Source organism: Rhodanobacter sp. MP7CTX1 (assembly GCF_014205795.1).
Taxonomy (GTDB): domain Bacteria; phylum Pseudomonadota; class Gammaproteobacteria; order Xanthomonadales; family Rhodanobacteraceae; genus Rhodanobacter.
The window spans coordinates 230,522-243,710 of sequence record NZ_JACHCN010000001.1; the positions used below are offsets into that span (position 1 = coordinate 230,522).

General features: G+C 61.2%; 14 protein-coding genes and 1 pseudogene. 12 read left to right on the forward strand and 3 right to left on the reverse strand.

Features of this window, described 5'->3' with window-relative positions; all coding sequences use genetic code 11:
- Nucleotide 1: 1 nt before the first annotated feature.
- The 10 genes from HDE77_RS01175 to HDE77_RS01220 all read left to right on the forward strand — a co-directional run bounded on the left by HDE77_RS01175 (nt 2) and on the right by HDE77_RS01220 (nt 9,433).
- Nucleotides 2–1,915 (forward strand): TonB-dependent receptor, encoded by a 1,914-nt coding sequence (locus tag HDE77_RS01175; protein ID WP_184415313.1) that lies wholly within the window; start codon nt 2–4, stop codon nt 1,913–1,915.
- Nucleotides 1,916–1,994: 79 nt separating this feature from the next.
- Entirely contained in the window at nt 1,995–2,582 is a 588-nt protein-coding gene (locus HDE77_RS01180) for a hypothetical protein (protein ID WP_184415314.1), read from the forward strand.
- Nucleotides 2,579–3,205 carry a cob(I)yrinic acid a,c-diamide adenosyltransferase gene (cobO, locus tag HDE77_RS01185; protein WP_184415315.1) on the forward strand — a complete coding sequence of 209 codons (627 nt, stop codon included), beginning with the start codon at nt 2,579–2,581 and terminating at the stop codon, nt 3,203–3,205. The genes HDE77_RS01180 and cobO overlap by 4 nt, the downstream gene beginning before the upstream one ends.
- A gap of 52 nt (nt 3,206–3,257) precedes the next feature.
- On the forward strand, nt 3,258–4,175 hold the full coding sequence (gene cbiB, locus HDE77_RS01190; protein ID WP_184415316.1) for an adenosylcobinamide-phosphate synthase CbiB: 918 nt from the start codon (nt 3,258–3,260) through the stop codon (nt 4,173–4,175).
- Nucleotides 4,168–5,151, forward strand: coding sequence for a threonine-phosphate decarboxylase CobD (gene cobD, locus HDE77_RS01195; protein ID WP_184415317.1), 984 nt, complete (start codon nt 4,168–4,170; stop codon nt 5,149–5,151). Before cbiB ends, cobD begins: the two co-directional genes overlap by 8 nt.
- Nucleotides 5,148–6,623, forward strand: a complete 1,476-nt coding sequence (locus HDE77_RS01200) for a cobyric acid synthase (protein WP_184415318.1) — start codon at nt 5,148–5,150, stop codon at nt 6,621–6,623. The genes cobD and HDE77_RS01200 overlap by 4 nt, the downstream gene beginning before the upstream one ends.
- Nucleotides 6,611–7,132 carry a bifunctional adenosylcobinamide kinase/adenosylcobinamide-phosphate guanylyltransferase gene (gene cobU, locus HDE77_RS01205; protein ID WP_184415319.1) on the forward strand — a complete coding sequence of 174 codons (522 nt, stop codon included), beginning with the start codon at nt 6,611–6,613 and terminating at the stop codon, nt 7,130–7,132. The genes HDE77_RS01200 and cobU overlap by 13 nt, the downstream gene beginning before the upstream one ends.
- The gene (cobT, locus tag HDE77_RS01210; protein ID WP_184415320.1) at nt 7,129–8,178 is read left to right on the forward strand and encodes a nicotinate-nucleotide--dimethylbenzimidazole phosphoribosyltransferase; all 1,050 of its coding nucleotides are present in this window, start codon (nt 7,129–7,131) and stop codon (nt 8,176–8,178) included. Before cobU ends, cobT begins: the two co-directional genes overlap by 4 nt.
- A complete protein-coding gene (locus HDE77_RS01215) occupies nt 8,175–8,720 on the forward strand; it encodes a histidine phosphatase family protein (RefSeq protein ID WP_184415321.1) in 546 nt (181 codons plus the stop codon). The genes cobT and HDE77_RS01215 overlap by 4 nt, the downstream gene beginning before the upstream one ends.
- Nucleotides 8,717–9,433 (forward strand): adenosylcobinamide-GDP ribazoletransferase, encoded by a 717-nt coding sequence (locus HDE77_RS01220; RefSeq protein WP_184415585.1) that lies wholly within the window; start codon nt 8,717–8,719, stop codon nt 9,431–9,433. The genes HDE77_RS01215 and HDE77_RS01220 overlap by 4 nt, the downstream gene beginning before the upstream one ends.
- Nucleotides 9,434–9,584: 151 nt before the next feature.
- Here the strand turns inward: HDE77_RS01220 and HDE77_RS01225 are convergent, their stop codons facing one another.
- On the reverse strand, nt 9,585–10,112 hold the full coding sequence (locus HDE77_RS01225; protein ID WP_184415322.1) for a 2'-5' RNA ligase family protein: 528 nt from the start codon (nt 10,110–10,112) through the stop codon (nt 9,585–9,587).
- 167 nt (nt 10,113–10,279) lie between these two features.
- Between HDE77_RS01225 and bluB the strand changes: the two genes are divergently transcribed.
- Both bluB and HDE77_RS01235 read left to right on the forward strand, forming a co-directional pair.
- Nucleotides 10,280–10,990 (forward strand): 5,6-dimethylbenzimidazole synthase, encoded by a 711-nt coding sequence (gene bluB, locus HDE77_RS01230; protein WP_221444061.1) that lies wholly within the window; start codon nt 10,280–10,282, stop codon nt 10,988–10,990.
- Between the two features lie 127 nt (nt 10,991–11,117).
- Complete coding sequence (locus HDE77_RS01235; protein WP_184415323.1) at nt 11,118–11,894, forward strand: YkgJ family cysteine cluster protein; 777 nt, start codon at nt 11,118–11,120, stop codon at nt 11,892–11,894.
- 136 nt (nt 11,895–12,030) lie between these two features.
- Here the strand turns inward: HDE77_RS01235 and HDE77_RS01240 are convergent.
- Both HDE77_RS01240 and HDE77_RS01245 read right to left on the reverse strand, forming a co-directional pair.
- Nucleotides 12,031–12,638: pseudogene (locus HDE77_RS01240) on the reverse strand (EAL domain-containing protein).
- A gap of 67 nt (nt 12,639–12,705) precedes the next feature.
- Nucleotides 12,706–13,110, reverse strand: coding sequence for a diguanylate cyclase (locus tag HDE77_RS01245; protein WP_343206033.1), 405 nt, complete (start codon nt 13,108–13,110; stop codon nt 12,706–12,708).
- Nucleotides 13,111–13,189 lie beyond the last annotated feature (79 nt).

Genomic DNA, 13,189 nt, shown 5'->3' on the forward strand with positions numbered 1-13,189 from the left:
AATGAAGCACGACACAACTTTGAAACACCGCGCGCTCACGGCCGCCTTGTTGGGCCTGCTTGCGCCCGTTGCCTTTGCACAAACCACCACAGAGACGGGCACCTTGCCGACCGTGGTCGTCACCGCGACGCGTACCGCCGAGACCGTGAACGATACGCTGTCGTCGGTCACCGTCATCACGCAAGAGGACATCGAGCGCCTGCGGCCGACCTCGTTGGTGGATTTGCTCACCGGCCTGCCTGGTGTGTCGATCGCCCAGTTGGGCGGTATTGGCCAGCCGATTTCGCTGTTCCTGCGCGGCACCAACTCCACCCATACGCTGGTGCTGATCGATGGCATCCGCATCGGCAGCGTGTCGTTGGGCAGGCCGGCGCTGGAGCAGATTCCGGTGAACGCGATCGATCACATCGAGATCGTGCGGGGTCCACGATCGAGCCTGTACGGTTCGGATGCGCTGGGCGGCGTCATCCAGATCTTCACCCGTCATGGTTCAGACACCGGCAACATCGTGCCGTCGTTGAGCGTGACCACCGGTAGCCATGGCTTCATCAATAGTCAGGCGGGCGTATCCGGTGGAGACGGCCACTACTGGTTTAACGCCACCCTCGGTGGCGAATACACCAGCGGCACGCCGGCCTGTCGCATGGGAGCGGCTGAGCTGGGCGTGGCCTGTTTTTCGGATGACCCGCGCAACGATCCGTACCGCAACTACAACGGCCTGGCCAACTTCGGCTACCGTTGGGACGACGGCACGGAACTGGCCTTCAACTGGCTGCGCAGCAAGAGCGACAACTTTTACGCCGGCAGCCCTTTCGGCGGCAACAACAACGAAGAAGAGCAATACGCCACCGGCACGCGCCTGAGCTTCAGTCCACTGGATATCTGGAAAGTCACGCTGAGCGCCGGCCAGACGCGCGATGATTCTTCCACGTTCTTCCAGGGCAACTATTTCGGCCAGTATTACCCGCGCACGCCGACGGGTTATTTCGACTCGCGTCAGAACCAGGCGTCGTGGCAGAACGACTTCACACTGGCCCCCGGTCAGGTGCTCAGCGCCGGAGTCGACTACCTGCAGCAGCACATCGCCAGCGATACCGACTTCACCATCAATACCCGCGGCGATACGGGCACCTTCGTGCAGTATCAGGGCACCTTCGGCCAGAACGAAGTACAGGTATCCGGACGCCACGACAATGACGACGAGTACGGTTCCCACAACACCGGCGCGGTGGCCTGGGGCTACCACTTCGATCACGGTCTCGTGTTGTCGGCCAGCTATGGCAGTGCCTTCCACGCGCCGACTTTCGACGATCTGTACTATCCGCCTTTCGACGGCACGCCGACCGCAAACCAGAACCTGAGGCCGGAAAGTTCAGACTCGGCCGAACTCGGTCTCACCCAGCAGCTCGACAACTGGCATTGGGGTTTGAATGCGTACCAGACGCGCATCAGTGACCTGATCACGCTCGACAGCAACTTTGTGCCACAGAACATCAGCAGCGCGCAGATCCGTGGCGTCGAAGGCCAGTTCGGTTTCGCCCTGGACGACTGGCGCGTGCAGACCGATCTGAGCTGGCTGCAACCGAAAGACAACAGCGATGATGCCAACCACGGCAACTGGCTGCCGCGGCGTGCGGGTGAGACGGCGCGCGTGGACGTAGACCGCAAGCTCGGCAAGTTCAACGTCGGCGCCACCTTCTTCGCTTCCGGCAAGCGCTTCGATGATGCGGCCAACCAGATCCGCCTCGGCGGCTACGCCACCACCGCTCTTCGCGCCAGCTATACCTTCGCGCCCAGCTGGCAGGTGGAGGCGAAACTCGACAATGTGTTCGATCACAGCTACGAGACGGCTTATTACTACAACGAGCTTGGTCGCACCTGGTATCTGACGCTGCGTCACCAGCCAGGACTGTAATGTTCGGCGGTGATGGAATGGCGCCCGCCAGTCCATCACCGCCGTGCAACGCCCACATGAGCACTTGAGGAGTCGTGCGATGAAATCACTATCGGGTTCCCGCTTTATCCTGCTGTTCTCCGCACTCGTACTGGTCATGCTTACGACCCGGTTCAAGCACTTCGGCGACATGCTGCATTTGCCTGACGCGTCGATGGCAATCTTTTTTGTGGGCGGTCTGTTCCTGCGCAAGCACTGGGCTTTCGCCGTCTTCATCCTTCTGGCCGTAGGACTGGATGAGGTGTCGATCCATTACGCCGGCATCAGCGACTTCTGCATCACGGACGCCTATGCGTTTCTTCCACTGGCCTATGCGGTGCTGTGGTACGGCGGTCGCTTGTACTCGCCACGCTTGCATGCTGACGGATGGTCGCTGCTTGGGGCATGGTGCGTGGCTTTGATCTCGGCATCGCTTTCCTTTGCCGTCTCCAATGGATCGTTCTATTGGCTTGGCGGTCGCTACGCGAATCCTCACATGGCCGAATATCTGGAGCGCCTGTGGCAGTGGGGTCCGCTCTTCGTTCGCACCACACTCGGTTATGTCACGGCAGCGTTGGTCGCTTACGTCATGGGCAGCCTCTTGGTGGCCTGGTACGGCGCACACCAATCGTCGGCGGCGCGCACATGAGCGACGAATCACGCCCCGATGAACTGACCGCCGATGAGCGCCATCGCGAGCGCATGCAGCGCAAGAAAGACCTGATCGATCGACGTATCGCTCGAGCCACAATCGAACGTGGAGTACTGGTGGTCAACACGGGTAATGGCAAAGGCAAGAGTTCATCGGGCTTCGGCATGCTCGCCCGCTCGCTCGGGCATGGCTTTCACTGTGGCGTAGTGCAGTTCATCAAGGGCAGTTTCTCCACTGGGGAAGAGGCCTTCTTTCGTCGTTTTCCCGATGAGCTCGACTATCACGTGATGGGCGAGGGCTATACGTGGGAGACACAAGACAAGGCACGCGACATCCAGGCCGCTGACGCTGCATGGCAGGTGGCGGCTGGCATGTTGACCGATCCACAGTACGATTTCGTATTGCTGGATGAACTCAACATTGCCTTGGTGAAGGGTTACATCGATGTGGAGAAAGTGTGCTCCGCGCTGCGTGTGCGCCCTACACAGCAGCATGTCGTGGTGACGGGCCGTGGTGCTCCGGATGCGTTGGTTGAGCTGGCAGATACGGTCACCGAGATGCGCGTGGTGAAGCACGCTTTCCAGGCGGGCATCCGTGCACAAAAGGGTATCGAGCTTTAGCGCATGGCGCCTACGCCTTGAATCTGCTGACCACCCCAAGGCTGTTCATGCCATGACGACGGCGTGCGCGATGCTGGCGGCGGTGTTGATCGATGCGTGGTTGGGCGAACCATCGCGCGCGCATCCCCTGGTGGGGTTCGGGCGCCTGGCGCGCTGGATCGAAGCGCACCTGTACGCTGATCGTCGTGGTTCGGGTGTCTTCGCATGGTTGTTGACGGTCATGCCGCTGGTGATTTTGGCGTGGTGCGCCGAGGCTTGGCTGGGCCGGCTGTCGGCATGGGCGGCATTTGTTTTTAACGTGCTGGTGCTCTATGCCGTTATCGGGCTGCGCAGTCTTGGCGATCATGCGAGGCCAGTGGCATCGGCCTTGCGGGACGGTGACATGGCGCGCGCCCGCCAAATGGTCGGGCGCATGGTCAGCCGCGACACGCCGCTGCTGGACGAGCGTCAAGTGGCTGCGGCTGCCACCGAGTCGGTACTGGAGAACGGTAACGATGCCGTGTTCGGCGCGTTGTTCTGGTTCGCCGTGCTGGGAGTCCCGGGAGCGCTACTGTATCGGCTCGCGAATACACTCGATGCCATGTGGGGTTATCGCACGGCGCGCTACGAGAACTTCGGCTGGGCCGCGGCGCGCATCGACGACGGGCTCAATTATGTTCCTGCGCGACTCACTGCATTGAGTTACACGCTGCTTGGTCAGACAAGCAGCGCATGGCGCTGCTGGCGCACGCAGGCAAAGCTGTGGGACAGCCCGAACGCCGGACCAGTAATGGCCGCCGGTGCCGGTGCTTTGGGAGTCCAATTGGGAGGCGCCGCGCCCTATGACGGAGTGTGGGAATCGCGTCCGAATCTTGGCGAAGGCGATCCACCAGACGCCAACGTCATCGTGCGCTCGCTGGTGCTGGTACGCCGCAGTATGGTCCTGTGGTTGGTGGTTGCGTTTCTATGCGGTGGGCTAGCCCATGCTTGAACACGGCGGACGTTTGTTGCGTGCTGCTCGCACCTATGGCATCGCGCCAGCGGACTGGCTCGACTTGTCTACGGGTATCAGTCCTTTCGCGTGGCCGGTGCCACCCATACCAGCCGACGCATGGGCACGACTGCCCGACGACGAGGACGGTCTCGTCGAGGTGGCTCAGGCTTACTACGGCGCGCCAAAGCTGCTTCCTGTCGCAGGTTCGCAAGCGGCGATCCAGACGTTGCCCCTGTTGCGATCCCTATCGAGAGTGGGCGTTATTGCGCCCGGCTACAACGAGCACGCCCATGCGTGGCGGCGCGCCGGTCATCAAGTCATCGAGCTTGCAGCGGAAGAGTTGCTTGCCCGGGTCGATGATGTCGACGTAGTGGTGCTGATCCATCCGAACAATCCCGGTGGTGATCGTTTTGATCCAGCCACTTTGTTGGCTTGCCATGCACGCCTGGCAGCTCGCGGCGGTTGGCTGATCGTGGACGAGGCCTTCATGGATGCAACGCCTGACGACAGCCTGTGTCCGCAGACTGCCAACGAGGGGCTGATCGTGTTGCGCTCGGTGGGCAAGTTTTTCGGTATGGCGGGCGCACGCGCCGGTTTCATTTGTGCCAACGCCACTTTGCTTGATGCGGCGCGTGAGCAGCTTGGCCCATGGACTGTGAGTGGTCCGGGCCGCTATGCCTTGCGTCATGCATTAGCCGATTTCGCGTGGCACGCGCAGGCACGAACGCGCCTGCAGGAGTGCAGTTCACGTCTTGCGCAATTGATGACGAAACACGATATCGCGCCCACCGCAGGTTGCGCGTTCTTCCAGTGGTGGCGGAGTGAGCGGGCTGGCGATGTGCACCGCGCACTCGCCGGGCAAGGGATTCTCACGCGACTTTTTGACCGGCCGCACAGCCTTCGTTTCGGCCTGCCGGAAGACGACACCGCCTTTGAGCGATTGAATGCTGCACTGGCACGGTGTCGGCGATGAGCGGCGTCCTGATGGTCCAAGGGTGTACCTCCGACGCCGGCAAGAGCGCCTTGGTCACCGGGCTGTGCCGCTGGTTGCGCCGACGCGGCGTACGCGTGGCGCCGTTCAAGCCGCAGAACATGGCACTCAATTCGGCCGTCACGGTGGATGGCGGAGAAATTGGTCGCGCGCAGGCGGTGCAGGCACAAGCGGCGGGACTCGATCCCCATACCGATTTCAATCCGGTGCTGCTCAAGCCCAATAGCGATGTCGGGGCGCAGGTGATCGTGCATGGGCACGCCATCGGCAACATGGACGCACGCCACTATCATGACTACAAGCGCGTGGCGATGGATGCCGTGTTGGCTTCACATGCACGGCTGGTCGCGCAATACGATGTGGTGATTGTCGAGGGCGCCGGTAGCCCCGCCGAAATCAATCTACGCGACCGCGACATTGCCAACATGGGCTATGCCGAAGCTGTGGATTGCCCGGTGCTGTTGATCGCCGACATTGATCGTGGCGGCGTGTTTGCGCATCTGGTCGGCACACTGGCGCTATTGTCCGAGAGCGAGCGCAAGCGGGTAGCGGGATTCGTCATCAATCGTTTTCGCGGTGACATGGCATTGCTGCAACCAGGCCTGGACTGGCTGGAACGCGAAACCGGCAAGCCAGTGCTGGGCGTGCTGCCTTATCTGCATGGCCTGCAACTGGAAGCGGAAGATGCCTTGCCGCGCCGTCGCGAACACAAGCCGCAGGCGCGGCTGCGCGTGATGGTGCCGGCGTTGCCACGCATCAGCAATCACACCGATCTTGATGCCTTGCGCGCGCATCCCGATGTCGAGCTGATGGTGCTGGGGCCACGCGAGTTGCCGACAGCCTGCGATCTGATCGTGCTGCCGGGTTCCAAGTCCACCCGCGCCGATCTGGCGTGGCTGCGCAGGCAGGGCTGGCCGCAAGCCATCGCCAGACACCTGCGCTACGGCGGCAAGGTGATCGGCATTTGCGGCGGTTTTCAGATGTTGGGACAAGTCGTGCACGATCCGCACGGTATCGAAGGCGAGCCCGGTTCAACGGAAGGTTTGGGGTGGCTTGATATGGAGACCGTGCTGGAGCCGCAAAAGCAGTTGCGTCGCGCGCATGGCCGACTGGCATGGACGGATGCTGCGGTCATTGGCTATGAAATCCATTGTGGCATCAGTCACGGTGGTGCATTGGCCTGTCCATCGAGTCTGCTCGATGACGGGCGCAGCGATGGTGCGCTCTCCGCGGACGGGCAAATTCTCGGCAGTTACCTGCATGGCTTGTTCGATCAGCCGCAGGCGTTGTCCGCGTTGCTGGCATGGGCCGGTGTACGCGATGCTGCGCCAATGGAGGTGCATGCCTTGCGCGAAGAGAGTATCGACCGGCTGGCCGATGCCGTGGAAAATCATCTGGATAGTGCCGCGTTGCTTGGACTGATCGGCATGGGAGAACCATCGTGCGCACACTGATACTCGGAGGTGCCCGTTCGGGCAAGAGTGCTCTGGCCGAGCGACTGGCGCGTGAATCCGGGCAAGAGGTGATCTACATCGCGACCGCACAGGCACACGATGCAGAAATGGCTGCCCGTATCGCACATCACCGCGATCGTCGCCCGGAGCACTGGCAAAGTGTGGAAGAGCCGCTGGCGCTGGCCGATACCTTGCGCGCATACGCGCGCGCCAACCGTTGCGTGCTGGTCGATTGCCTGACCCTGTGGCTCAGTAACCTGCTTGGTGATGCCGACGACCAGCGCCTCGGGCGTGAATGCGAAGCCTTGCTCGAGGTGTTGCCTGCGCTACCCGGCGAGTTACTGTTTGTCAGCAACGAGGTTGGACTCGGCGTGATACCGATGGGTGAATTGGCGCGCCGTTTCGTTGATGAAGCGGGGCGCCTGCATCAGGCCATGGCGGCCCGCTGCGAACGTGTGTTGTTTGTGGCAGCGGGGCTACCGCTGCCTCTCAAAGGAAATCTTGCATGAGTCATGATTGGTTGTTTCAGCCGTGTGCCGTCAGCGACGCGGACAGCGAAAATGCTGCCCGCGATCATCAGGCACAACTGACCAAACCACCGGGTTCACTCGGTGCGCTGGAAACGCTGGCCATTCGTCTGGCCGGGTTGCAACGCAGTGCCCGGCCATCGGTGCAGCAGGTATGGATCAGTGTCTTCGCCGGCGATCATGGCGTTGCGGCGGAAGGCGTGTCGGCTTTCCCACAAGTAGTCACTGGCGAAATGGTGCGCAACTTCGCCCACGGCGGCGCCGCGATCAGCGTGCTCGCACGAGTCCTTGGCGCCCAGCTGGAAGTGGTGAATCTGGGTACGGTGAACGATCCCGGCGAATTGCCTGGGGTACGTCGGGCGATCATCGCGCCACAGACGCAAAATTTTAGCGAGCAGGCGGCGATGACGCCGGCCCAGCTCGATGCTGCGTTGCGTACCGGTGCCGACAGCGTGGCGCAAGCTCATGCAGCTGGCGCGCAATTGTTCATCGGCGGGGAAATGGGTATTGCCAACACCACGTCGGCAACGGCGCTGGCCTGCGCCTTACTACGCGAGTCGCCAGTGACACTGGCCGGCGCGGGCACGGGGCTGGATGTTGCAGGTATTGGGCACAAGGCCGAGGTGATCGCGCGCGCGCTGGCCCGGTATCCCGAAGACGCGGATGATGCGCTGGTCTGGCTGGAGCGCGTAGGCGGCTTCGAGATCGCAGCGCTGACCGGTGCCTACATAGCGGCGGCGCAGCGTGGCATGGCAGTGCTCGTCGACGGTTTCATTACGACGGTTGCCGCACTGGTTGCGGTGCGCATCAATCCCGCTTGCCGTGCCTGGATGTTTTTCGGTCATCGTTCGCACGAGCAGGGACACGCGCGCGTGCTTGCGGCACTGGATGCTGATCCTCTGCTGGATCTTGGCTTACGCCTGGGCGAGGCGAGTGGTGCGGCGACGGCGGTGCCTTTGTTGCGTCTGGCCTGCGAGCTGCATGCGGGCATGGCAACGTTTGCCCAGGCTGGAGTGAGCAACGCATGAGTGGAAGTATCGAGCTGCTTCGTCACGGCGACACTGGCCAGAGCAGTTATCGAGGTCAGCTCGACGATCCACTCAGTACATTGGGTTGGGAGCAACTGCGTGCGGCGACTGCGGATCGCCGATGGGATGCCATCGTCACTTCGTCACTATGCCGCTGCGCTGATTTTGCGCGGGAGCTGGCCACGCAGCAGGGCGTGTCCCTGCGCGTAGACAGTCGACTCGCGGAGTATCACTTCGGCCAATGGCAGGGGGTGAGCATCGAACGGCTTGCACAGGAGCAGGGTGATGCGCTGGGAAAGTTCTGGGCTGACCCGGTGAATTTTCCACCGCCGGGCGCTGAAACCTTCGCGGCATTTCGGGATCGCCTGCTTGCGGCATTGAACGATATCGCCGTCGAAGCTCGGCGCGTCCTGGTGGTGACTCACGGTGGTGCCATCCGTCTGCTGCGTTGCGAGTCCGAGGGGCGCGATTTCGGCGACATGGCCAGCATTGAAGTGCCGCATGCTTCGCTGCATCCATTGCCTTGGCGAGTATCAGCCTGATGCGTTCGTTGCTTGCCGCGCTCGGTTTTCTCACGCGGGTACCGGTGCCTGCGTGGGTATTCAATGATGCCCGAGCAACGAAATCCTCGCTGGCCTGGTACCCGGCAGTGGGGTTGCTGATAGGAGGGCTGCTTTGGAGTTTGGCGTGGGTTGGCAGCGACCTGCCGCCGCTGCTGAAGGCCGCACTGCTCTTGCTCGTGTGGACTGGATTGACCGGTGCCCTGCATCTGGACGGTCTGGCCGACAGTGCCGATGCCTGGGTGGGTGGCCTAGGCGATCGTGAGCGTACGTTGGCGATCATGAAAGATCCACGTAGCGGTCCGATGGGCGTGACCGCCGTGGTGCTTGTGTTGCTGCTCAAGTTCGCCGCACTGGCGAGCCTGCCGCTCGCGGGGGCGGCGATATGGCTGGCGCCGATGCTGGCGCGTGCGGCGATCACAGCGGCCTTCCTGTGTACGCCCTATGTACGTAGCGAAGGCCTTGGCAGCGCCCTGGCACATGCGCCCCGACTGGCCAGCATCGCTGGCGTGGTAGCGGCTGTTGCAGTGGCCGCGTGTACTGGATGGCATGGCGTGCGTGCATTGCTGGCTGTGTCGGTCGTGTTTGGATGCTGGCGCTATGCCTGCATGCATCGGCTGGGAGGCATGACGGGCGATACGCTGGGAGCATTGACCGAACTCGCCGAAGCGGCAGTGCTGGTCGTGCTGGTCTAAGAGCCCTCTCTTTGGAGCATGGCTTAGGCAAGCGAGCACGTCTGAGGCAAGAGCGTTACCCCACCCCAACCCTCACCTGCGAGCAGGGGAGGGAGCCAAAAGCCAAGCTCGCTCAGATTCAATGTCAGCCAGAAAGGACTTTAAACAGGCTCTAAGCACATTCCAGGCTGATGACCTGCTGTGTCTCCAGCGGCCCGAAGTGCAGGCGGGCATCATAGGTTGCGTAGTGCAGCTGGCTTATTCGTAGCGACATCGATGGCGCATCGATCTCACGCAGTCGCTGGCGAAGTTCGTCCGCCGTGGCTTTGCGCTTATACAGCCCCAGCGTGATGTGCGGCACATAGACGGCCTGCCGAACTTCGTTGGCGGCCCCTTCCAGGGCGTTGCGCCACAGGGTCAGCTGCGCGGATGGATCCATCACGGGAATGAAGGCGGCAGTGGCGAAGCTATCGGGCGCGCCAAGTGCAAGCGAACATGTGGCACCTCGCAAACGCTGCAGGGACTCGATTTGATCGTGCAGTTGCGTGGGTGAAAAATCATCATCCGCGACGTGTACTGGCTGCTCGAAGCCGCAAACGAACAGGGTCAGATGCGGTTGGCGCTGCTGGGACGGATGCAGCAGGTCAGCAAGCTGTCGTTGCGTGGCTTCGATGTAATCCAACAGCGGAGAATCATTCACGGGGATGATCCAAACGCCATATCGCTGCCGCTGCCGATGCCACTCCGGGTAATCGTGCAACTCGGCAACCACCGTTTCGGATGGACCATGTTTCAAGTCGGAGATCAGCATCTATCCATGCTACCCGATACCATATGCTCTACGGTTTGGGTCCGAGGTAGTAGTAGATGAGCACAATGAGTGTCGGTAGTGATGCGGATGCCACTTTTTCGGATGCGGAGCGAGATGCCGTATACAAGTGCATCTTCAATCGGCGCGATGTCCGTTCCCAATTTCTTCCCGATCCCGTTCCCGAGGATGTGCTGGCCCGCATTCTGCGCGCGGCTCATCACGCACCGTCAGTCGGTTTTATGCAGCCGTGGGATTTCATCGTGGTGCGGGACCCCGCTGTAAAGCGTCGCGTCCATGACGCATTCAAGATTGCGAACGATGAAGCGGCATCCATGTTCTCTGACGAACGCCGACAGACATATCAGTCACTTAAATTGGCGGGCATTCTCGATGCGCCAGTGGGCATCTGCGTTACTTGCGACAGAAGCCGGTCCGGTCCCGTCGTTCTTGGTCGCACGCACCAGCCCGAGATGGATCTCTATAGCGCGGTCTGCGCGGTACAAAACCTGTGGTTGGCGACGCGGGCGGAAAACATCGGCCTGGGCTGGGTGAGCATCGTGCATCCGCAACACCTGCGCGAAGCATTGGGCATTCCCGATTCCATTGTTCCGATCGCCTACCTCTGTGTCGGCTACGTCACCCACTTCCTCAAAAGGCCCGAGTTGGAAACGGCCGGCTGGCTTCCGCGCATGCCACTTCGCGACGTCGTATGGTTCGATCAGTGGCATGCCGAAGACGGTACCGAATCGCTGCTCCAACACCTTTAAGAAGATAGAGCGCCAAGCTAATCAACCTTCAAACCGAACGCATCCATCGCCCATTGAGGCATGATGCCGTGAACCAGATTATCCAGGGCCCGTAAGGGGCGTTCATTGGCCCCGAGGGAATTCAACGATGCCAAACCTCAATTTCAGTTGTGTCTCGTGCGGCAAATGTTGCCACGACCTTCGCCTGCCTCTTACTTGGCATGAAGCCACCGACTGGCTTGCGCGTAAGGGAACCGTCGAACTCCTGTGCGAGGCATTGCCGTGGCTTGAAGAGCCTGATCCGTCGAATCTGCAAGCGCAACACAAGCGCCGCCGGTCCTTTCCCACGATGAGCGGGAACCTTCCTGTGCGTGTGATCGTCGTTTTGACGGCCGTTTACACCGGTGCCTGCCCCAACCTTGATGCGGACTTCCGTTGCAGCATTTACGAGATCCGGCCCCATGTGTGCCGTATATATCCCGCCGAGATCAACCCATTTATCGCGCTTTCGCCCGCCAACAAGCTCTGTCCCCCGGAGGCATGGGCATCGCAAGTGCCTTTGATGCGCGGCGATACGATCGCCGATGACGAAATACGATTGCATGTTGCGCAGTCACGTCGCGACGACGAGCGCGAGGCGGTCTCGAAGCAGGCGCTCTGTGCCTTACTGGGCATCGGTAGCGCTGGCCTCGGCGGGGAGGGGTTTGCCGTGCATGCACCGCCGGCGGATCAGCTGCTTGAGGCACTTCGCGTGGGTATTCAAGACGTCGATCTGGAAAATTTTCCATCGTGGACGATCCTGTCGAATCAAGCGAGCACCATCAAGGCACTGACATCGGCGGGTGCCGGCGCCCACCTCACCTCGAACACCTCCTCAGGGCTAAGCCGGTACATCGGATTTCGTGCCGACGCCTCAGACGTATGATCGGCTAGCGCGTCGCCTTTGCCGGCGTGTGAATTCAAAGCGGTTTGAGACATCATCTGATGCGACGCATTGCCGTTGTGGATCCCTAATTGGGTGAGTCTTCGGCCTGGCTAGAACAGCCGGTGCTTACCAGCATTCATTCGTTAGCGACTCCTTGCATAGACAAGATGTTCGCCCGGAGCACGACTTCCATATCAACGGCTGACATCGGCTTGCCGAGATACCAGCCTTGGGCGTAGTCGCAATCGATGTTTTGCAGGAACGTCCATTGCTGGACGTTTTCCACGACTTCGGCGATCACTTGCATGTGTAGGGTGTGGGCCATCACAACAATGGCCGAGGCGATCTCCACTGCGCCTGCTTCCTCGGGTACGCCCCGCATGAAGCTTTGGTCGATCTTCACAAGCTCGATCGGGAATTGGCGTAAATAGGCCAGGGAAGAGTACCCCATGCCGAAGTCATCGACGGCAAGCCCGAAGCCCAGTTCGCGCAGAGCCATCAAAATCTCCGTTGCAGCAGCCCCATGCACCATGAGCGCGCTTTCTGTGATCTCCAGCTCCAGTAGCTGAGGGGTATCTGCGACGCATGCAGGGCCGCTTGCACCTGCTTCACCGGGTCGGCGCTGGCGAGCTGGCGGGGCGAAAGATTCACTGCCATCCGCACGGGCGGCAAGCCGGCCGCCAACCATGCAGCGAGTTGTTGGCAGGCGGTGTGCAGCACCCAGAGCCCGATCGATTCGATCAACCCCGTTTCTTCTGCAAAGGGAATGAACTGGGAGGGAGAATCAGGCCCGCATTACTCTGCCAGCGATTCAGCGCCTCCACGCCGACGATTCGCCCGAAGACACATGCACCTGCGGCTGGTAGACCAGCACGAACTCCTCTCGCTCCAATGCGCGGCGCAAGGAAGTACCAAGTTGCAGCAGATAACTTGCTTGCTTGGTGAGCGATGCGCTGTAGAAACCAAGTGCGTTACGAACACTTTGCTTTGCCCGATACATCGCGGCGGCGGCATTTTTGAGCAGCGTCACGCCGTCACGCCCGTCATCCGGACAGAGGCTGACGCCGATGCTTGCCCCTACAAACAGGTCCTCTCCGTTCAGAGTGAACGGCTGTGCCATCGCGTTCAGGATTCGGGCCGCTGCTGCGGAAGCTGCGGTGGGATCGGCGTGTCCGCTCAGCATGATCACGACCTCGTCGCCGCTTGAGCGAGCCACGATATTGGCTATCGGCGTACGACCAAGAGGGCTAGGCAGGCACAGCCGAGGCGTCCGACGTGCGGGCGTGCTGCAAAGC

Excerpts from the sequence above, each read along its gene's own strand:
- HDE77_RS01180 (WP_184415314.1), top strand. The coding sequence starts at position 1,995 with ATGAAATCACTATCGGGTTCCCGCTTTATCCTGCTGTTCTCCGCACTC.
- HDE77_RS01215 (WP_184415321.1), top strand. The coding sequence starts at position 8,175 with ATGAGTGGAAGTATCGAGCTGCTTCGTCACGGCGACACTGGCCAGAGC.
- cobD (WP_184415317.1), top strand. The coding sequence starts at position 4,168 with ATGCTTGAACACGGCGGACGTTTGTTGCGTGCTGCTCGCACCTATGGC.
- HDE77_RS01175 (WP_184415313.1), top strand. The coding sequence starts at position 2 with ATGAAGCACGACACAACTTTGAAACACCGCGCGCTCACGGCCGCCTTG.
- HDE77_RS01235 (WP_184415323.1), top strand. The coding sequence starts at position 11,118 with ATGCCAAACCTCAATTTCAGTTGTGTCTCGTGCGGCAAATGTTGCCAC.
- bluB (WP_221444061.1), top strand. The coding sequence starts at position 10,280 with ATGAGCACAATGAGTGTCGGTAGTGATGCGGATGCCACTTTTTCGGAT.
- HDE77_RS01200 (WP_184415318.1), top strand. The coding sequence starts at position 5,148 with ATGAGCGGCGTCCTGATGGTCCAAGGGTGTACCTCCGACGCCGGCAAG.
- cobO (WP_184415315.1), top strand. The coding sequence starts at position 2,579 with ATGAGCGACGAATCACGCCCCGATGAACTGACCGCCGATGAGCGCCAT.
- cobT (WP_184415320.1), top strand. The coding sequence starts at position 7,129 with ATGAGTCATGATTGGTTGTTTCAGCCGTGTGCCGTCAGCGACGCGGAC.
- cbiB (WP_184415316.1), top strand. The coding sequence starts at position 3,258 with ATGACGACGGCGTGCGCGATGCTGGCGGCGGTGTTGATCGATGCGTGG.